Here is an 18,881-nt window from a genome sequence, read left to right on the forward strand (position 1 = left end):
GCTGGCGGCTCGACCGGCCGCAATGGTCGAAAGTTCGCATCCCTCTACATCGAAAGCGCATGCTCGCGCATCCGATCAGGCAATGACCGGTTCTCTTAAGGTTTGTTCGACGCCTGCCCATGTCCGTGGGCTCGGGGTGCGCGACGGCGCGTGCGGGCAGGCGTTGAATAAACCTTAAGATGATCCACCGGCCGACTCGAAAGGATGGATGACTCCAGCAGCCTGAAAGCTGCCGATGAGGTTCAAAAAGCGACATTGAGAAGCACCCTGATAACGGCACAGGACGCGAGCTTTCGGCTATGCGCCTGTCAAGGCGTGGGGCTTGACGTGCGGCTTCGTCAAGTGCGGCTTCGTGAGTCGGCGCTTCGTCGGCGTTCGCTTCTACGCGGTCTGCTGCAATGCAGGCTCGGGTTTGCCCGGTTGTCGGGGGCTGATGCGCAGCATAGCCTTCGAATGGGTGATCCGTACGACAGCTAACGCTGGCGTCACTGAGGTCAGGCAACCGCGACCTTCGCTGCGCTGCAGCAGAGAAGACAGGGGTCACACGGACGCTGCCACACCTGGAAGCAAGGTGTCGCAGGAGCCGGAATTGGGTCGGACGACCATGCCGGTCATCATGCGGGGCGCGCTCGTATCGAACGACGGCCCGATTGAAGACCGAGACAACTGCTGGAGGTTCAAATGGCTGCCCGCAAACCGCTTTACAAGTCACTTTATTTTCAGGTGATTGTCGCGATCGTCATCGGTGTCCTGCTCGGCTTTTTCGCGCCGCAGTGGGGCGAGGCAATGAAGCCGCTTGGCGATGCCTTCATTAAACTGATCAAGATGATCATTGCGCCCATTATCTTCTGTACCGTCGTCATTGGCATTGCCGGCATGGAAGATATGAAGAAGGTGGGCAAGACCGGCGGACTGGCATTGCTCTATTTTGAAATCGTCAGCGGCATTGCTTTGGTCGTCGGGTTGTTGATAGTCAATCTGGTGCGGCCCGGCGCCGGCATGAACGTGGATCCCGCGACGCTGGACGCGAAGGCAGTGTCCGTCGTCACCGGCGCGGGAAAGATGCAGAGCACCACCGAGTTCCTGATGAACATCATTCCCTCTACCGTGGTCGACGCGTTCGCCAAGGGGGAGATATTGCAGGTTCTGCTGTTCGCCCTGCTGTTCGGCTTCGCCTTGCACGCATTCGGCGGTAGGGGCACGTTGATATTCGACTTTGTAGAGAAAATCTCACATGTGTTTTTTGGCATTGTCGGCATCATCATGAAGGTGGCGCCGCTCGGGGCGTTTGGTGCAATGGCCTTCACCATTGGTAAATATGGTATCGGCAGCATGCTCTCGCTTGGTAAGCTGATGGCCACGTTCTACATGACCTGCCTGATCTTCATCTTCGTCGTCCTCGGACTGATTGCCCGGTTCCATGGGTTCAGTGTGTGGAAGCTGATCAAGTATCTCAAGGAAGAGCTGTTTATCGTGCTTGGCACGTCGTCGTCCGAAGCGGCGCTGCCGCGCGTGATGGTAAAACTGGAAAATCTCGGCGCGAAAAAGTCGGTGGTCGGGCTGGTCATTCCTACCGGCTATTCCTTCAACCTGGATGGCACGTCGATCTACCTTACCCTGGCTGCTATTTTTATTGCCCAGGCGACCAACACACCACTGGACCTGACCCATCAGCTTACGTTGCTGGCCGTATTGCTATTGACTTCCAAAGGTGCCGCTGGGGTCACTGGCAGCGGATTCATCGTGCTGGCGGCAACACTCTCCGCCGTCGGACATGTTCCGGTTGCGGGGCTTGCGCTAATTCTGGGCATTGACCGCTTCATGTCCGAGGCGCGTGCGCTGACCAATTTCATAGGTAATGCGGTGGCGACGCTAGTGGTTGCGCGATGGACCAATGAACTCGACCAAACCAGAATGCGTAGGGTTTTGGACAGCGAAACCTCGGAAGAGGCGGACGAGCCGGAAAAGGTGCTGGACCAGAGAGACGAAAGGATGCCTGTCGCTGCGTCGCGCTCACGGTCGGATAACGTATAAGGAGCCCGCGAGTACCGCGATCGTCCAATGTTCGAGCGAGAACATCCGTTCGACAGTGAACGAAACCCGGCCGAAATGCACCCGCTTCATGTCACGTTATCGATCACCGCATTATCGTCGACGTCCACCGACCACCAATGTCACAGCCGCGGCGGGCTTGAACGAAACACCACTGTCCGGTATCGCGATCTTGTGGGTCGGCAGGAAGTGTTCGATTTTTTCGTAAGCCGCCATTCGCTACCGACAAGTTTCACCGGTTGAATCCGCACCGAACTTGAAACGCTCGGCTTGGACGTTCTTGGGTGGGACGCTCACGGTGGCCACCGCAACGCTGTTGACGACCGTCTACTACGATGGAAGATTTATGGTTGAATCCTGTCGATCTCGGAAGCTATTTGGGTAACAGACCCGATGAATGAGGTCGATTTTAACCTCGGAATCCTGCCAAAGTGGAAGTTATTTGATTGATTTTCAGGAAGCCAGTCGAGTTCCTCTACAGTCTGTCCCGGTAACCATAAAACTTCCGTCTGGAAGAATCAGTACCAGTTCACATCAGACGGAAGGTCTGAGGGATAGCAATGAACCGGTAGCAAATAATCAGTAAGCAGCTTCGTATTTGACATAACATAATTTATCAACATTTCGGGTGTGGGAGCTTTTTAGTAATGTCCGATTTAGGCTATTTAGAAATGTCCGATTTCCGCCCTGAGGCGCACGCTGTCGCCAGTTCGCAAGGGCGCGTCTAGCCTACATCGCTCAAACCGGGAAATTGCACAGAAATCAAGGTCACCCCATGACGGACTGCTCCCATGGGTCGACAGCAGCTGATTTTTCGCGATCACCAGGTTCGCCAGCGCGAACAGGCTGAACAGCTGCGCCGTGTTCTTGGCCAGCCCCTTGTAGCGAACCTTGCGATGACGGAACAGGTTCTTCACGACATGAAACGGATGCTCGACCCGCGCGCGGATCTGCGCCTTGGTTCGCTCAACCGCGATCACCAGGTCCTTCAGCGGGCCTTCCTGCATCGCCTTGATCTTTCCGCGCTTGGCCGCCACACGCCACTTCACCGGCTTGCCCTTCATCTCGTCGCGTTTGTCCACGCCGATGTAGCCCGCATCGCCAAACGCTTCCTCTTCATGCCCGTGCAGCAGGGCATGGGCCTGCGACACATCCGACACGTTGGCCGCCGTGCCCACCACGCTATGCACCAGCCCCGAATCGGCGTCGACACCAACGTGCGCCTTCATGCCGAAGTGGTAAGTAGACCGGGGGAGCCGCCCCCCGAGCCTCTCGCAGAACCGTACGTGACACTCTCGCGTCATACGGCTCCCGTTATCCAGCCGGCTGCTTAACCACACGCCAGTGAGCGAACAGCAACGGGTTGGTACGGCGCATCCTGTCCAGCCACTCGGCACTTCGTCGCCTGCGCCTCTGCAGGCCCTTGTACTTCCGTCGGGCCCAACGTGCAAGAGCACAGTCGATGTGCCGGAAGATGCGAAGCATCGCAGTCTTGTAGAACGCGCCATAGTAATTCCACCACCCTTGTATCACTGGGTTGTACAGTCTCGCCACATCGGCAAGCGTTACATGGGTCTGGCGATTGAGTCGCCACCCCCGCACCGCTTGCCGCATCCGCTTCAGAGCATCCTCGCTGGCCGCAGGCAGAAAGCTGGTAAATAGCCCCGCTTGCGGGCTGCGGGCCTTCCTCGGTCTGAATGTGAAACCGAGGAACGTAAAGCTCGCATGCGGATGGCGTTCGCTGCGGTTGCTGTCCCTGCAGTACACGACCTTCGATTTCTCCGGATGCAGCGTCAGCCCACAAGTTGCCAGCCGTGTTGCAATGGACCGCATCACGTATTCCGCTTGCTTGCGGCTACGGCAGTGAACCACCGCGTCATCCGCGTAGCGGGCAAACGGACAGTTTGGGGCTGGTGCGCTGTATCCACCGGTCGAATGTGTAATGCATGAACAGGTTCATCAGGATCGGACTGACAACACCGCCCTGGGGTGTACCCCGCGTGCGGGGCGCGCGTGTTCCATCCGCAGTCTCGAACGGCGCGACTAGCCACCGTTCGATGTATAGCAGTATCCAGTCTTCCCTGATGTTAGTGCGCACCGCTTTCATCAGCAGACCATGATCGATCTGATCAAATGCTGCCTTGATGTCAAATTCCACCACCCAGTCATATCGCCAGCAGCGTTCACGAGTGATCGCCACCGCCTGCTTCGCCGACCGCCCCGGCCGGTACCCGTAGGAGTCCGGATGGAAGATCGCGTCGAGACCCGGCTCAATGACCAGTTTGACCACGGTTTGCGCAACACGGTCTGCGACCGTGGGCACCCCCAGCTTTCTCGTGCCTCCCGACGCCTTGGGAATCTCCACCTGCTTTACCGGTGGCGGGAAATACGACCCCGATGACATCCGGTTCCATAGCTTGTATAGATTCTTCGACAGGTTCTGCTCGAACTCGGCGATGGTTTCCTCGTCGATCCCGGCAGCCCCACGGTTGGCCTTAACCTGCCGGTATGCCTCCCATACCGTGCGCTTCGCAATGTTGTACGGCTTCGCCGATTTCACGCCGCTCATCCCCGCAGGTTGACCGCGTTCATCGACAGGATAACGCCGCCCCTTCGCTCCATTCCCATTGCAGGAACTTCAACACTACTACGGGCGGCTCCGCCCCTCACTCCAGCATCGGTACTCTTCCTCATGGTGTCTGCCATTTGTCATTTCCCTTCACATCTGGAGCAAGGTTCTCACGTTCCGTACCAAAGCCTGCGCCGAGATCATGCCGCCTATACACCGGCTGCCACCGGGCCCGTAAACAGGTGTCGTCCCGGTCTGTCCTAAGGTGAATGGCCTACCCCAGTTTCGACAGCGCCTTTGGGAATAACGATGCGTCGTCGGACGGTTTGTTTTCGCTCATCTTCTCGGCACGTACCTGTCACCCTCTGCGGATGACTTGCCCCGGTCGCTCACCACCACGCTTTTTGAACGCAGCAGCACCGGGTGGTTTGGAGCCCGCTCCTGCAAGCCGACTCCGGGAGGCCTTCTCCCATCTTCAGTACAGCATCGCAGGCTCAGCCTGCGTTCGTGACACACGCCATTCGTTTCCCTTCTTCGTCTGATGCATCTCCGGGTCGCGGCTCTTTGCGGCGTTCTTGGTCGACGGCGGCGCTTCGATGATCGTCGCGTCGACCAGCGTGCCTTCCTTCATCATCAGTCCGCGCTCACACAGCGAGATGCCGATCTCGTCGAACAACTTTCGCGTCAGGTCATGCTCGACCAGCAGACGACGGAACTTCAACAGCGTGGTCGCATCCGGCGCGTTCTCGACGGCCAGATCGATGCCGGCGAAGGCGCGCATCGCAATGCTGTCGTACGCCCCGCAGGAAGTCCCCTTGGGGGACAGCGCGTCTTCCAGCCCTTCGTCCGACAACCCGTACCACTGCTGCAGGAAGTAGATCCGCAGCATCCGTTCCAGGCCAATCGGCGGCCGGCCTCGCTCACCCTTCGGGTAGTACGGCTCGATGACCGACAGCAGCCGCGACCAAGGGACGATCTTCTCCATCTCGGCGAGAAAGCGTTGACGCCTGGTCATCCGCTTCTTGCCCGCACTTTCCGCTTCCGCAAAACCGATCTGCCGCTGCATTGTCGTGGGTCAGCTCCTTGAACTTCTTTCTACAACGTCCTCGGCTATGTCAGCGATGACCGCCGAGTCGGATAAATCAGTATTTCCTTAGTCGCTGCACGAAGCGGCTCGGTCTGTTTGCCGGGATGGCGAGTTGGCCGTGGAGGTGTTTGGGCCAACAACGCCACGCGCCGGCCCGAACTGACGCTCGCAGCGGACCGGTCCTCATTAAACGGCAACATGAGCCGTCGTCGATAGATACTTCTTGACAGCTATGCGAAGACCGCGCCATCGACTTCCAGTTCGGCGCCACTAATATAGCCTGCGGCATCCGAAGATAGGAAGGCAACCGCAGCCGCAATCTCGTCGGGGCGCGCTACTCGCCCAAACGGAATCATTGCCGCGATCGCCGACTGGTCTGCCTCAGGAAGCCCGCGGAACATGGGCGTATCAGTTGGACCTGGCATAACCGCGTTCACTCGGATGTTTAGCGATGCGAGCTCGAGCGCCGCGTTTTTCGTCATACCTCGAACAGCCCACTTAGACGCTGCGTAAGCGAACTGCCCGGGCACGCCGCGCGTCGCGAGGCAGGATGAGATATTCACGATCGCACCATGGCGGTTGCTCGTAAATGCGTCGACGACCGCTCTCATGCCGAGGAACGTGCCCAGTTGATTGACGCGGAACAGTGCCTCCATCGAGGCGACTGTTGTATCGGTCATCACACCGTGCCGGTGAATTCCTGCGGCGTTAACAAGGACGTCGATCTTTCCGAATCTACTTAGCGCCTGCTCTACGACCTCGCTCCAGGCCTGAGCCTGCGAGACGTCATGCTTGAGGAAAATTGCTTGCTTGCCCAGCGACGCCAGTTGCTCGCCTGATTGTGCGAGATCGGTGAGTACGACCAATGCGCCGCCGGCCAAAAATTGTTGTGCGATCGCAGAGCCGATACCACCGTTCGCTCCAGTCACAATGGCTACCTTTCCTTCGAGAGAAGGGCCGGTCGAACGGTTCTCTTCAAATATCGCTTGCATAGCTAGATGTCTCCTGTTTAATTGTTGAGCACGTCAGTTGTTATCGGCTGGCATCGCTCAGCGGTAAAGGCCGAACAGTTGTGGCCCACATGAACGGTCCGTCGACACCTACCGTTGAAAATCCGCTTAGTACACAAACAGTGAAGGAACGCACTTGCCCGCTGCGCACACGTTGGGCCAGCATCTGAGGTTTCTCGATCCGCTTCTCAAAACACGACATTGACGGTCGAGATCATAGCGAGTGCCCGCGAGTGATCGATGAAGCGCATTTCATCTGGCTGTACTACTTCGAAATAGTGGTCGTCGGTATAGTACTTAACGAGGTCGTCGACGTTGTCGAACCACAGTTCCGCGATTCCATCAAAATGATGGTCTGGAAGATCAATGCCGGGGATCGTCGTGCCGGTGTTGTGCGCCTGCTCGTACCGCTTTACCAGCGATCTCGTGAACTCGTCTCCGCGAAGCAACGCCGCATGAATCTCTCGATGGTAGTTCACAAACTCCTCCCGAGTCATCGAAGCATTCCTCGGCAGCAATACAGTTAGTTTGATCAAAGCGCGTCTCCAATCATCTCTAAATCGCTGGACTGTTTCACACAGGAAACAGGTTCTCTTTGCCGGCGCATACTGATGGGATGCGCGACGATGGCACTCGAGCGTGCAGCCGGCGCTCCCACTTTGCTAGCTCTCCCGCCGCCCCGGATAACTCTGAACGTAGTTGAGAACCTCGATGTTCCGCTCCTCCCGCAGAGCGCTGGCAATCTCGGCTTCGTACGTCTTCCGATAGGGCTTGCTAAATAGGTTCTCCATGAAATAGTCGATGTCGCAGGACCAGGCTTCGTAGATAACCAGCGATGTCGGATCGTCCTTCGAATGATGCACCCAAGCGTGAACAAACTCTTTCTCCGCGCTCATCGCATCCCCAACGTCCGAGAGCAAGGCCTTGATCCTGTCGAGTTTCTCAGGCTTGATCTTCAGGTGAACCACAGCGGCGAAACCATCTTTCATCTCCATCTCCTTGAATCATAGAACTCACAAAAAAATGTGTTCTCGTCGCCACGAATGTTCACCACAGTGACGATCCTTTCGCGACAGGAACGTGCGCCACAAGCCGACCTGCGTTCCTAGGCGTTAAACCCCCCGTCAATCGTCAGGCTGGCACCTGTAACAAACGCGGCCTCGGGGCTCGCGAGCCAGGCAACCATTCCGGCAATTTCGTCCACGTGAGCAAACCTCGGTAGTGCAAGCATCTGCTTGAAGGTCGGCGCATAGGGACCGTCGGACGGATTCAGATCGGTATCGGTGGGACCTGGTTGAACGTTGTTGACTGTTATCCCCCTCGCGCCAAGGTCGCGCGCCAGTCCCCGGGTGAACCCGGCTACAGCGGCCTTCGTTAATGCGTACACGCTTCCCCCTTTAAACGGCATTCGGTCGCCGTTACAACTTCCGATGGTAATGATGCGCGCCCCTTCCTTCATATGTCGTGCCGCAGCTTGCGAGGCCACGAACACACCGCGGACGTTGATTGCCATCATGCGATCGAAATCTTCGGCCGAGAACTCATCGATATGCGAAACAACAATGATTCCGGCGTTGTTCACGAGAATATCCATGCCGCCCTTTTCCCGCGCCACCTGATCGACCGCGGCGGTTACTGCTTCAGGAACTGCGCTGTCCGCTTCAATTGCCCACGCCTTGCCACCCTCGTCCTTAATCGCACGCAGCACGTTATCGGGCCCGTCGAACGCGCCCGGATAGGTGATCGTGACGTGCGCGCCTTCTCTGGCAAGACGCTGGGCGATGCCTGCGCCAATCCCGCGCGTGCCTCCGGTTACTAGCGCGACCTTTCCGGTTAGCTGTTTCATCAAATGTCTCCGTTCCGTTCGTCAAAAAAATGTCTCACTTATGATCGATATGGCTAGGTCGTCACCAACCATATAGATATGTATTCCTTAATTTAAGCGAGACGTTATCCGCTCGATATATTCAGTCTTTTGCGACAACCTTTTAGTTGCCTTTCAAGCGCCAGTGTGAATCGAGAGGCAGCAAAAATGGCTCGATCGCTTCGAGAAACGCACCGGGTGCTTCCTCGGGAATAAAATGTCCGCAGTCTGCGATCACCAGGCCGGCCACGTTGTCGGCAATGAGTCTCGCCGTGTGTTCGACATACTCACCCAAAGCACGCGACGCACCCACCGCGAGAATCGGCATCGGCAGACGCGCCTTCACACGCTCCTTGTTCCGCTCCATATTGACGTCGATGGCACGGTAATACTCGAAGCTCGCACGCAATGCTTCGCTGTTTGTTACAGCGTCGACGTAGACCTCGACCGCATAATCCGGAATGGCGTTCGGCGAGCCTGCCTTGCTCGCAAACTGGTGACCGAAGTAAATGTCCTCGCGCCCTTGCACCATACGTTCATTGATGCCGTAGGCGCGGTTGAATCCGACGTGCCAGAGGTTATCACTCAGTTGCCGGACGTCGAACACTGGCGGCGACGGCGTCACACCCGGGAAAATGCTTTCCACCATCACCCAACGCTCAATCCGATCCGGCCTCGCAGCCGCCATCGCATAACCGGTCCAGTTGCCGATGTTGAACCCCACTAGCGCGAAGCGTTCATGACCGAGGACCGTCATTACCCCAAGCAGATCGGTTGCAAGCGTGTCGGAGTCATACCCGGTAGGGGCTTTTTCGGACAGCCCAACGCCACGTGGCTCGACAGCGATAACGGTGAACTGCTGTGCGAGGCGTGGCATAACGTAGCGCCACGCATACCAGGTCTGGGGCCAACCGCACACCAGGAGCAGCGGCGGTCCCCCGCCACCGATCACGGCATGCAGACGAAGGCCGCCAACGTCGATGTAGCAGCTCTCGAACGTCTGGGCAAAGCCATCCGGCAATTCTGGGACCCCAGATACCGATCCTGCTCCGGTAGCTCGTTCGATATGAACGGAGCCCTCTCGTAATACGGCGTCAGACATCGTTGTCTCCTTGAGTGTCAACCTCTGTGTACCTGACCTTGACTTGGAGCTAGAAGGAATAGGTGATCCCGACATTGGCTCCGAAAGTCCCTCCGGATGGCAAATACACGGGTCCATCGTTGGAAAGACCCTTGTTCATCTTTCCGCTATTGTTCACATAGCCGAATTGCGTATACAGCATCGTCCGCGTCGAGAGGAAATACCGCGCACCGGCAGCGGCGAGGATCGAATGATTGCTCGAGTCGTTGCGGTCCCGAGTCAGCCACCCACCGGCGTCGAGAATTAGCGCAGGCGTCGCGGTATAACTTACTCCACCCCCAAACACACGACTATCGAAGGATCCTGCAACGTTGAAATTCACGAACACCGCTTTGAGTGTCAAATTGCCAAATGTATAGCCCACCCCAATGGTGCGTCCCGTGAAAGCTATCGTCGAGATTGCTGGAGCAGAAGTGTTTGCGTCTCCTGCGTTCCCGCTGTAGAAGGCCGCGTCAGCGAAGAAGCAGTTCAGGTTATAGGTCAAGCTTCCCGAGTACTGCCTTGCAGCCCGGAAGTTGCCCGGCTCTCCACCGAGGGCAACCATGACACTTCCTTGCAGTCCGGCAAAAGTCGGACTCGAGTAGGTAATCGCATTGGGGTTAAATAGCCCGGTCGTGATGACACTGTCCACGTATATCGGCGCTAGCGACCCAAAATCCGATGCACCTCGCGCATCCGACTCGATTAACGCGAGGACGAATGGAGAAAATTGCACACCTGCCGTGACAGAGCCGAAATTGCCCGCTAGCTGGACCCATGCCTGCCGGCCGAACAGGTTTCCATTCGAGTTGCCGAGACCGCCATTTGCGGTGTTAAGGCCACTCTCGAGTTTGAAAGATGCCTTAATTCCTCCCCCTAAATCCTCGACACCCGTCATACCAAATCTCGACCCAAAAGCCTGGCCATCAATCATTGCGATTTGATGACCTCCGTCTCGGCCTGTCGATGGATTCAAGGTCTTGCTTGAATAAGACAATGCGTCATCGATTATTCCGTACAGCGTCACGCTGCTCTGCGCGTACGCGCAGCCTATCGATCCGGCGAACAACGCTGGAGCGACTGCACCGCGCAGACCCATCTTTATGCGGTTGTTTCTCCTCACCCTCTGTCTCCTTTTTTATCCCCTTATTTATATAGGTATACTGATCACATGAATTCGACGCAGTTGCCTGTTCGATGATGCAACTCTGATATTTGAAGAAGGGATCGCCGGACAATGGAACCGTACAGGATCACGCGTACAGGAATCGTGGAAGCAGAGTAGCGTTCGCGCGATTCTTGTAGTTCATCGGTCTATGAACGCGTACAGTTCGAGAAGCTTTCCGTCTCGTGTAACCGCAATGTCGACGCCCGTTACGGCTGTTCGATTGCCTTCGGGCCCAAATCCCCATGCGAGGCGCCCGATTCCATGCATGGCTTCAATGGGCCCGCGCTCGATAAAGTCGAAATCGGGAAATCTTGCCCGTAGCTGGGCAACCTTGCGATTGATGGCGTCGAGTCCAACGTGTCGGCCATCGGGATCGACGAAGCAGCCCTCCGGCAGCCAGATGGTTTCCAGTTCCTTCATTCGCGCAGCAGAATCTCGCTCGCCAAAAATGGCGAGCAGGTTTCGGCTCAGAAGCTCATTCACCGAGAAATGCATCGTGGACTCCTTTGAGTAGTCGGGGATCAGGTTGAGCGATAGTGCCGCTGGCATACGATCCTTTGCGTTGAAGGTTGCTGGACCAGTTAATGTCGGGCGGCCAACGATACGGCGAAGCTGTCTTCCAGCAGCAGGAAGCTTGCGATCTTCGCGCCGGCGAACGTGAGCACGATTGCAAACTCGCTATCGATCAATTTTCCAGTGGCTTTGATCCGCGATCGCACGTGACCAAGAATGACTGCGCGATCGTCGCTTGCGAGAACCTCCCTGATATCGAAGCCGATGCCTTCGACCATCATTCGCGCATCTCGAACAAAATGCGAGACTGCCTCGCGCCCTGTCTTGCGCCCGATCCAGGGTAAAGCGCCTGGGTCGCCCGGAACATTCCAGTCGAGATCGGGTGTACACAATGACGCAATCTCATCAGGCGCCGCACCCGAGCGCAGTCTTTCAAGAAACTGCTGAGCGAGACGAAATTTTTCTTGCGAGCCCATCGTATTTCTCCTCCTGATGCCGCACCCACATTCAGTTGAGCGCGGCGTCGAAAGATCAGACCTGCGCGAGTCCACCATCGACGAACAGCTCGGCGCCCGTTACAAAACTGGCGTCGTCGGATGCCAGGAAAGAGACCGCCTTGGCGATCTCGTCGGGAGTGCCAACCCTGCCAAGCGGAGTCGTCCCGGAGACGTCCTTGGAATACGCGTCAATCTGCTCATCACTCATTCCGAGTTCGGTCTTGTAGGCAGGCGTAATGATGACGCCGGGGGCGACCACGTTGACGCGGATGTCACGGCCTTTGAGATCGTTTGCCCAGGAGCGCGTGAAGGCCCGCAAGGCCGCTTTGGTGGCGGCATAGACACTGAACGCGGGTATGCCCTTTACGGCTGCGATCGATCCTGTGATAACGATCGCACTACCGGCGGGCATGAATGGCAATGCGCTTTGGACTGTGAACAACGTGCCCTTCATGTTGATGCCGACATATTTGTCGAATTGCGCTTCGGTGATCTCGCCAAGGGGCACGAATTCGCCGCCTCCCGCGTTGGCATAGAGGATGTCGATTCTTTGGTGAGCCTCCGACACGGTCTCCACAATGCGTTCAAGGTCGGCCGCAGAAGAGATGTCGCCGCGAATCGCTCGCGCGCCGTGGCCGATTTCCAATACTGCGGCATCCAGTTCCGCCTGGCGTCGCCCGGTGATGAACACCGTGGCGCCTTCTAGCGCAAGGCGCTTGGCGGTGGCCAGGCCAATTCCGGTGCTGCCGCCGGTCACAAGCGCAACCTTGCCCGCATGCTTGGTTGAATGAATGTTGTCGTAGAGTGAGGCTGTCATTTCAGGGCTCCTTGGTTACCTGCATGCACGAATGACCTCAGCTTACATTGCGTACGCTGGTAGATAAATGCGTGTATTGTGGGAACTCTGCGCACATACGTGGATAATTGGAGGTAGTTCGATGGACCATTTGCAGGCAATTCGTGTTTTTGTCCGCGTTGTTGAGACAGGAGGCTTTGGGCGGGCGGCCCTTTCTCTGAATATGCCCAACACCACGGCAAGCAAATGGGTCAAATCGCTGGAAGCGCATCTTGGTGTAAAGCTGCTTGAGCGCAATACGCGGCGGGTCAGTGTGACGAGCGATGGCACTGCTTACTTTGAGCGCGCGAGGCAACTGCTCAGTGAACTCGATGATCTCGAGGCCACACTTGGTCGGGAACAGGCGAGCCCACGCGGGGTGCTGAGAGTCGACGTTGGAGGATCGACCGCAAGCTGTATCCTCATTCCCCAATTGCCGGCCTTTCTTGCGCGCTATCCCACGATGCGGATTCAGCTTAGCGTCACTGACCGCACTGCGGATCTCGTCGCAGAGAACATAGACTGTGCAATTCGAAGCACCTCCGATGACCCGGACGTCGTCGCGCATTCGATCGGCACGGCTGCATGGACGACATGTGCAAGTCCCGCTTATCTCGCGAAGTACGGCAGACCGAAACATCCGCAGGAAATCGTGGATAAGGACATGCCTGTTGTTGGATATTTCTCTGCAAGTACGGGTGTGACGCAGCCCCTTGCCTTTCGCCGCGGCGGAGAGACGATAACGCTCGATCGCGTACGCAATGACGTTCTTGTCAGCGAGAGCAATGCACACCATGCAGCCGCACTGGCTGGTCTGGGGATCGTCCACACCATGGACTTCATGGTTCGCTCGTCCATTGAGCAAAAACGGCTCGTGCCCATTCTCGCGCAATGGCGGCCGGATCCGCTCGAGGTGTATATCGCATATCCGCCTAGCCGACGATATAGCACCAAGGTCAGGGTGTTTGCGGATTGGGCAGCTTCATTGTTCGCGTCTGCGTGAATTGGGGTCCCCTTGTTTTCCGTGCACAGAGTGACGGTAGGAGATCGAGCACTGGCGTCGGACCCAGACCGTAAGCGCTTGAATAGTTTACGATTTCTGTTCGTTGACTGACCCGCCGGAAACCCGCATGTTTATTGGACTGGTTTTGCACGCGGAGAGCTTGCGTCGAGCAAGCAACGACGCGGGTTTCCGGCCGATTGGGTAGCGAACAGCAAGTATTTGAATATGCAGCGATTGATGCACCGCACACCGCCGAGAGCCGCATCAATTCAAGGCCTGCCTACCGTCACTCTGTGCACGGAAAACAAGGGGACCCCTTCTAACGCATTTCCGCGTATCCGTTGTTCAACACCACGACGTCGCGCTCCGTTACGCGCGAGCGGAAGTGGGCAGCATTGCCGGTACGCCATACTTCGGTGCGAATCGTCTCTCCCGGGAACACTGGCGCAGTAAAGCGTGCCCGGAACAACGCAATGCGAGTCGGATCACCGTCGCAAGTTGTTCTGATCACTGAGTGTGCTGCGACTCCCCACGTTGCAAGACCATGCAGAATCGGGCGCTCGAAGCCGGCGTTTCGCGCCACTTCGGGATCGACGTGCAGCGGATTATCATCGCCTGAGAGGCGATAGATGTGCGCCATTTCAGGGCGCGTTGGCAAGTCAAACACCGCGTCCGGCGCCCGTTCTGGAACGGGAGGCGGTGACGTGGGCGCCTCGTCGCTGGGTTCTCCTGACACGCTATAGCCACCGTCGCCACGACAGAAATTGAGCTGTTCAATCGTCGCCAGCAGCTCGCCAGTCGTCTTGTCCGTGACCCGGCGCTCAATCAGGACGAGTGCGCCTTTATCGGCGCCCTTGTCCACAATGCGCGCGACTCTGGAGCGCCCGACGATGGTCGCAGAGGGCGGCAGCGGCTTGTGAATATAGAGCGTCTGTTCGCCATGGAGCATCCTGACCCAATCGATTCCACTCCGCGGATCTCTGGCCCAGACTCCCGGATATCCGAGCACGACCGCAAAGGTTGGCGTGACGCGCAGATCTTTTTCGTAAACGAACGGTAGCTCGTTAGGATCGAGCGGATCCCAACCGTAGCCGACACCGAGCTGGTAGAGCATCACGTCGCGCGCCGTGTAATGCTGCTCGATGTCCTCAAACGGCCAGTTTTTCAATGTGTCGTAGTTGATCGTCATCGTCAGTCTCTTGAGTCATGAGGTCAGCCTCAGCCACCGCCTCTGATCGAGCCGGCCGCGGGCATACGGTTTCCGAAGAAGTCTTCGTGTTAGCGATCACAACCGTCAGGGACGCTCGAAAATCGCCGCGATGCCCTGGCCACCGCCGATGCACATCGTCTCCAAGCCATACCGGCCCTTGCGGCGCTGCAGTTCATAGAGCAGCGTCGCGAGCATGCGCACGCCCGTTGCGCCGATCGGATGACCGAGCGAGATACCTGAGCCGTTCACATTCAACCGAGAGTGGTCGTCCCAACCCCAGCCCTTGAGCACTGCGAGCACCTGGCACGCGAACGCCTCGTTCACCTCGACGAGATCGACCTGATCGAACGTGAGGCCTGTCTTGCGCAACAGTTTCTGCGCGGCAGGGACGGGGCCAATGCCCATCGTCGCGGGGTCACAGCCGGCAGCCGCCCAGCCCGTCAGATACGCGAGCGGTTCGAAGTCCAGTTCCGCAAGCTTGTCCTCGGCGACAATCAGGCACGCTGCCGCCGCGTCGTTTTGCTGGCTGGCGTTGCCCGCCGTGACGGTGCCGTTCTTCATCAGCGCGGGCAGCTTGCCGAGCGATTCGGGGCTGGCGTCCGCGCGCACGCCTTCATCGCGCGTGAACAGCACCGGGTCGCCATTGCGCTGCGGCACGCTGACGGGCACGACTTCATCGTCGAAACGGCCCGACGCCCAGGCATCAGCGGCGCGCTGGTGGCTTCGAACTGCGAATTCATCGGCCTGCTCGCGTGTGATGCCATATTCGCGCGCGAGATTCTCGGCCGTCTCGATCATGCCTGAGATATAGCCGAACCTTGCCTCCGGCTGCGAGCGCTCGCGGCCTCGTTCGAGCCGGTCGTGCAGCTTGACCGAGCCCGAGCGCGAGCCCCAGCGCATGTCCGTGGTGTAGTACTCGATGTTGCTCATGCTCTCGACACCGCCCGCCACGACAACATCGGCGGCGCCGCTTTGCACCATCATCGCTGCCGTCACAACGGCCTGAAGCCCGCCGCCACAGCGGCGATCGAGCTGCATGCCTGGCACCTCGACCGGCAGGCCCGCTTCCAATGCTACCCAGCGCCCGATGCAGGGCGTCTCGCTGTTCGCGTACGACTGCGCGAATACGACGTCCTCGATGCGTGCGGGATCAATCTGGCTGCGTTCAAGCGTCGCCTTGATGACCGTGGCCGCCAGTGCCTCGACACGCACCGAACGCAGGCTGCCGCCAAAGGTGCCGACGGGCGTTCGCACGGGTGCAACGATTGCTGCTCGTCTCATGTTGAATTCCTTAATATCCAGTCGATGTCAGAGGCGCAGCCCAGCGCGCGCCGCTTCTTCCTCGAGCGCCGCGCGCGACTCCGGCGCCGCGATATCCAGCATCCTGCGCACACGCTGACGCAATGTCAGACCGCGCAGATCGGCATAGCCATGCTCGGTGACGATCACGCCGGCATCGGCGCGCGACGTGCTCGCCGGTCCCGAGAGCTTGGCGACGATCCGGCTCGAGCCACGTGCGCTAGCGGACAACGCGACGAGCGGCACGCCGCCATGCGAGCGCGCTGCTCCGCGCATGAAATCAATCGCGCCGCCTACCGCGCCGATGTAGCGCCCCGCTACCATTTCGGCGTTGACCTGTCCGGTCAGATCGACCTCGATTGCGGCGTTGACTGCGACGAAGCGGTCGATGCGGCCCAGCACATCGATGTCGTGCGTGTACGCCGTCGGGCGTAACTGCACAGCGCGATTGCGATGAGCGAATGTGTAGACGCGCCGCGAGCCCATCATCGTTCCCGCGATCGTGACCCCGGTGTTTTCGCGCTTTCTTGCATTGGTCACTACGCCGCGCTCGCACAGGTCGACCACCGCGTCTCCGATCGTGCCGCTGTGGATGCCGAGGTCGCGGCGGTCCGTCAGTTGCGCAAGGATTGCTTCGGGCAACGCACCGATGCCACACTGAAGCGTCGCGCCGTCTTCGATCAGCGATGCCGCATGCCGCGCAATGCGCATCTCGGTGTCGCCTACGCTTGAAAGTGAGCGCTCGAGCGGCGCGCGATGCGTCGGCACGAGCACGTCGAAATCGCCGGCCTCCAGCACAGATAAGCCATACGTACAAGGCGCCGCCGTATTGACTTCCGCTATTACGACACGCGCACGGCTCTGTCGCGCTAAGGCGATCAGGTAGAATTCGGCAACCGAAATTGAGACGATCACGATGGCCATGACGGGCAAGACGCCGCGAAAGACATTACCGCCAGGGATCGCGAAAGTGCTGAAGCGACTGCACTATCCGCTGGATGTGATCCTGCTGTGTGTGCGGTGGTACGTGGCCTATTCGCTAAGCCTTCGCAATCTCGAAGAAATGATGGCTGAGCGCGGCTTTGAGGTTGACCATTCGAGCGTGCATCGGTGGGTCATCAAGCTCGTACCGTTGTTCGAGAAAGCCTTTCGCAAGCACAAACGTCCGGTAGGTAAGAGCTGGAGGATGGATGAAACCTACGTCAAGGTGCGCGGCCAGTGGAAGTACTTGTACCGCGCAGTGGACAAGGCGGGTAATACGGTCGATTTCCTGTTGCGGGCGCATCGCGACAAGGTTGCCGCGCGCCGCTACTTCGAGAAGGCCATCGATCGCAACGGCGCGCCTGAGACCGTGACCATGGATAAAAGCGGGGCCAATCTGGCGGCCCTGCAGGCCATCAACGCTGAACGGGAAACGCCCATCAAGGTCCGGCAGGTCAAGTATTTGAACAACATCGTCGAACAGGATCATCGTGCCATCAAACGCATTGTCAAGCCGATGATGGGCTTCAAGGATTTTCGCTGCGCCCGTATTATCCTGGCAGGCATAGAAGTCATGCATATGATCCGGAAAGGACAAATGCGAGACGATGGCATCGCCCGAAATCTTGCTGAGCAATTCTATTCTATCGTGATGTAAGCAGTCCTTTTCATATCTGAACTGGCTCGACGTGTCCTTCTTATCGCGACACAACCCCGGCGCGTGACGCGCACGGAGCACGATGGCCGCGTGGTCGTGCTGGCATCGCATTTCGAAGACAAGCGCCTGAATTCGCCGAACGATGTGGTGGTCGATTCGCGCGGCGCAGTCTGGTTCACCGATCCCGACTACGGCATCCTGAGCGACTACGAAGGCTATCGCGGAGACAGCGAGATCGGCCGCTGCAACGTGTACTGCATTTCACCCGACAATACGCGCGTTCGCCTCGTGTGCGATGACTTCGTGAAGCCAAATGGACTCGCGTTTTCGCTGGACGAATCGCTCCTCTACATCGCAGATTCGGGTGCGACTCATGACGATGAAGCTCCTCGCCATATCCGTGTATTTGATGTCGCGCAAGACGGATCGCTGAGCGGTGGACGCGTGCTCATCCAAATGCAAAACGGCGTACCGGATGGATTCCGCATCGATGAGCAAGGAAACATCTGGGCGAGCGCGGAAGACGGCGTGCATTGCTACGCGCCAGATGGCGTCTTGCTGGGGAAGATCCTGATTCCCGAAGTCGTGTCGAACCTGACCTTTGGCGGCATCAACCGGAACAGGATTTTCGTGACGGCTACATCCTCGGTTTATGCGCTGTATCTTGGCATTCGCGGCCAAGGCCGTTGAATATTGGTCCGGCCATTATGATGCGTGGCGACTTTGTGGAGCAAAATCGCGTGCGCATAAAAAAACCAATCGGGGCATGCACGGGCTCGAGCAAGGTGCGGAAGGCGCCAGTGAGGGTGCATAGTCAGCGATGGTCGAGTACCGCACTCCGGGAACCTGCCGCACCGTTTTCATTCAGCAGGCCCCTTTGACCGGCGCACCTTGCGGGCTGACGTTGCGGCTTTCCTGGCGGCACCAGTCCGTCCGCGCGTGAGCCCATGCCCCGCGGTCGCCGGTTTATAGCTAACGACCGAAGGATACACGCGGCGTAATGCGACGGTCACGA

The 18,881-nt window shown here is 58.1% G+C and carries 17 protein-coding genes and 3 pseudogenes; 4 read left to right on the forward strand and 16 right to left on the reverse strand.

Features of this window, described 5'->3' with window-relative positions; translation table 11 throughout:
* The first annotated feature begins 681 nt into the window (after nt 1-681).
* The gene (locus P3T23_RS43690) at nt 682-2,034 is read left to right on the forward strand and encodes a dicarboxylate/amino acid:cation symporter (RefSeq protein WP_429322264.1); all 1,353 of its coding nucleotides are present in this window, start codon (nt 682-684) and stop codon (nt 2,032-2,034) included.
* Between the two features lie 794 nt (nt 2,035-2,828).
* Here P3T23_RS43690 and P3T23_RS43695 read toward each other — a convergent pair.
* The 13 genes and pseudogenes from P3T23_RS43695 to P3T23_RS43755 form a co-directional block, all read right to left on the reverse strand.
* Nucleotides 2,829-3,293: pseudogene (locus P3T23_RS43695) on the reverse strand (IS5 family transposase); the annotation flags it as partial.
* A 73-nt stretch (nt 3,294-3,366) separates the two neighbouring features.
* Nucleotides 3,367-3,924 carry a group II intron maturase-specific domain-containing protein gene (locus P3T23_RS43700; RefSeq protein ID WP_429322265.1) on the reverse strand — a complete coding sequence of 186 codons (558 nt, stop codon included), beginning with the start codon at nt 3,922-3,924 and terminating at the stop codon, nt 3,367-3,369.
* A 4-nt stretch (nt 3,925-3,928) separates the two neighbouring features.
* Complete coding sequence (locus P3T23_RS43705; RefSeq protein ID WP_429322266.1) at nt 3,929-4,612, reverse strand: reverse transcriptase domain-containing protein; 684 nt, start codon at nt 4,610-4,612, stop codon at nt 3,929-3,931.
* A gap of 526 nt (nt 4,613-5,138) precedes the next feature.
* Nucleotides 5,139-5,687: pseudogene (locus tag P3T23_RS43710) on the reverse strand (IS5 family transposase); the annotation flags it as partial.
* Nucleotides 5,688-5,938: 251 nt separating this feature from the next.
* Nucleotides 5,939-6,700, reverse strand: a complete 762-nt coding sequence (locus P3T23_RS43715; protein ID WP_429322267.1) for an SDR family NAD(P)-dependent oxidoreductase — start codon at nt 6,698-6,700, stop codon at nt 5,939-5,941.
* Nucleotides 6,701-6,906: 206 nt separating this feature from the next.
* Nucleotides 6,907-7,254: an EthD domain-containing protein gene (locus P3T23_RS43720; RefSeq protein WP_429322268.1), complete on the reverse strand. Its 348-nt coding sequence runs from the start codon at nt 7,252-7,254 to the stop codon at nt 6,907-6,909.
* A gap of 126 nt (nt 7,255-7,380) precedes the next feature.
* Nucleotides 7,381-7,707 carry a putative quinol monooxygenase gene (locus tag P3T23_RS43725; RefSeq protein WP_429322269.1) on the reverse strand — a complete coding sequence of 109 codons (327 nt, stop codon included), beginning with the start codon at nt 7,705-7,707 and terminating at the stop codon, nt 7,381-7,383.
* 116 nt (nt 7,708-7,823) lie between these two features.
* Nucleotides 7,824-8,564: a 3-oxoacyl-ACP reductase family protein gene (locus P3T23_RS43730; RefSeq protein WP_429322270.1), complete on the reverse strand. Its 741-nt coding sequence runs from the start codon at nt 8,562-8,564 to the stop codon at nt 7,824-7,826.
* A gap of 142 nt (nt 8,565-8,706) precedes the next feature.
* Nucleotides 8,707-9,684: an alpha/beta fold hydrolase gene (locus tag P3T23_RS43735; RefSeq protein ID WP_429322271.1), complete on the reverse strand. Its 978-nt coding sequence runs from the start codon at nt 9,682-9,684 to the stop codon at nt 8,707-8,709.
* 49 nt (nt 9,685-9,733) lie between these two features.
* Nucleotides 9,734-10,801: a porin gene (locus P3T23_RS43740; protein WP_429322287.1), complete on the reverse strand. Its 1,068-nt coding sequence runs from the start codon at nt 10,799-10,801 to the stop codon at nt 9,734-9,736.
* Between the two features lie 207 nt (nt 10,802-11,008).
* A complete protein-coding gene (locus tag P3T23_RS43745) occupies nt 11,009-11,365 on the reverse strand; it encodes a nuclear transport factor 2 family protein (protein WP_429322272.1) in 357 nt (118 codons plus the stop codon).
* Between the two features lie 86 nt (nt 11,366-11,451).
* A complete protein-coding gene (locus P3T23_RS43750) occupies nt 11,452-11,859 on the reverse strand; it encodes a nuclear transport factor 2 family protein (RefSeq protein ID WP_429322273.1) in 408 nt (135 codons plus the stop codon).
* Between the two features lie 55 nt (nt 11,860-11,914).
* Nucleotides 11,915-12,697 carry a glucose 1-dehydrogenase gene (locus tag P3T23_RS43755; protein ID WP_429322274.1) on the reverse strand — a complete coding sequence of 261 codons (783 nt, stop codon included), beginning with the start codon at nt 12,695-12,697 and terminating at the stop codon, nt 11,915-11,917.
* Between the two features lie 121 nt (nt 12,698-12,818).
* Between P3T23_RS43755 and P3T23_RS43760 the strand changes: the two genes are divergently transcribed.
* Nucleotides 12,819-13,718 carry a LysR substrate-binding domain-containing protein gene (locus P3T23_RS43760; protein WP_429322275.1) on the forward strand — a complete coding sequence of 300 codons (900 nt, stop codon included), beginning with the start codon at nt 12,819-12,821 and terminating at the stop codon, nt 13,716-13,718.
* Between the two features lie 319 nt (nt 13,719-14,037).
* Here P3T23_RS43760 and P3T23_RS43765 read toward each other — a convergent pair whose 3' ends face one another.
* From P3T23_RS43765 to P3T23_RS43775, 3 genes are all read right to left on the reverse strand, one after another.
* A complete protein-coding gene (locus P3T23_RS43765; RefSeq protein ID WP_429322276.1) occupies nt 14,038-14,907 on the reverse strand; it encodes a MaoC/PaaZ C-terminal domain-containing protein in 870 nt (289 codons plus the stop codon).
* Between the two features lie 105 nt (nt 14,908-15,012).
* Nucleotides 15,013-16,209, reverse strand: coding sequence for an acetyl-CoA C-acetyltransferase (locus P3T23_RS43770; protein ID WP_429322277.1), 1,197 nt, complete (start codon nt 16,207-16,209; stop codon nt 15,013-15,015).
* Nucleotides 16,210-16,236: 27 nt separating this feature from the next.
* Nucleotides 16,237-17,151, reverse strand: a complete 915-nt coding sequence (locus P3T23_RS43775; RefSeq protein ID WP_429322278.1) for an acetyl-CoA hydrolase/transferase family protein — start codon at nt 17,149-17,151, stop codon at nt 16,237-16,239.
* On the opposite strand from P3T23_RS43775, the gene P3T23_RS43780 reads away from it, so the two are divergent.
* Both P3T23_RS43780 and P3T23_RS43785 read left to right on the forward strand, forming a co-directional pair.
* Nucleotides 17,144-17,866 (forward strand): IS6 family transposase, encoded by a 723-nt coding sequence (locus P3T23_RS43780; RefSeq protein ID WP_429322279.1) that lies wholly within the window; start codon nt 17,144-17,146, stop codon nt 17,864-17,866. The two genes, P3T23_RS43775 and P3T23_RS43780, sit on opposite strands and share 8 nt — an antisense overlap.
* A gap of 30 nt (nt 17,867-17,896) precedes the next feature.
* A pseudogene (locus P3T23_RS43785) lies at nt 17,897-18,556 on the forward strand (SMP-30/gluconolactonase/LRE family protein); the annotation flags it as partial.
* Nucleotides 18,557-18,881 lie beyond the last annotated feature (325 nt).

The sequence above is a fragment of the Paraburkholderia sp. GAS448 genome (genome assembly GCF_050435685.1).
Classification (GTDB): domain Bacteria; phylum Pseudomonadota; class Gammaproteobacteria; order Burkholderiales; family Burkholderiaceae; genus Paraburkholderia.

Coding starts and splice junctions, on each gene's coding strand:
- P3T23_RS43690 (WP_429322264.1), top strand. CDS start 682: ATGGCTGCCCGCAAACCGCTTTACAAGTCACTTTATTTTCAGGTGATT.
- P3T23_RS43715 (WP_429322267.1), bottom strand. CDS start 6,700: ATGCAAGCGATATTTGAAGAGAACCGTTCGACCGGCCCTTCTCTCGAA.
- P3T23_RS43725 (WP_429322269.1), bottom strand. CDS start 7,707: ATGAAAGATGGTTTCGCCGCTGTGGTTCACCTGAAGATCAAGCCTGAG.
- P3T23_RS43730 (WP_429322270.1), bottom strand. CDS start 8,564: ATGAAACAGCTAACCGGAAAGGTCGCGCTAGTAACCGGAGGCACGCGC.
- P3T23_RS43735 (WP_429322271.1), bottom strand. CDS start 9,684: ATGTCTGACGCCGTATTACGAGAGGGCTCCGTTCATATCGAACGAGCT.
- P3T23_RS43740 (WP_429322287.1), bottom strand. CDS start 10,801: ATGGGTCTGCGCGGTGCAGTCGCTCCAGCGTTGTTCGCCGGATCGATA.
- P3T23_RS43745 (WP_429322272.1), bottom strand. CDS start 11,365: ATGCATTTCTCGGTGAATGAGCTTCTGAGCCGAAACCTGCTCGCCATT.
- P3T23_RS43750 (WP_429322273.1), bottom strand. CDS start 11,859: ATGGGCTCGCAAGAAAAATTTCGTCTCGCTCAGCAGTTTCTTGAAAGA.
- P3T23_RS43755 (WP_429322274.1), bottom strand. CDS start 12,697: ATGACAGCCTCACTCTACGACAACATTCATTCAACCAAGCATGCGGGC.
- P3T23_RS43760 (WP_429322275.1), top strand. CDS start 12,819: ATGGACCATTTGCAGGCAATTCGTGTTTTTGTCCGCGTTGTTGAGACA.
- P3T23_RS43765 (WP_429322276.1), bottom strand. CDS start 14,907: ATGACGATCAACTACGACACATTGAAAAACTGGCCGTTTGAGGACATC.
- P3T23_RS43770 (WP_429322277.1), bottom strand. CDS start 16,209: ATGAGACGAGCAGCAATCGTTGCACCCGTGCGAACGCCCGTCGGCACC.
- P3T23_RS43780 (WP_429322279.1), top strand. CDS start 17,144: ATGGCCATGACGGGCAAGACGCCGCGAAAGACATTACCGCCAGGGATC.
- P3T23_RS43775 (WP_429322278.1), bottom strand. CDS start 17,151: ATGGCCATCGTGATCGTCTCAATTTCGGTTGCCGAATTCTACCTGATC.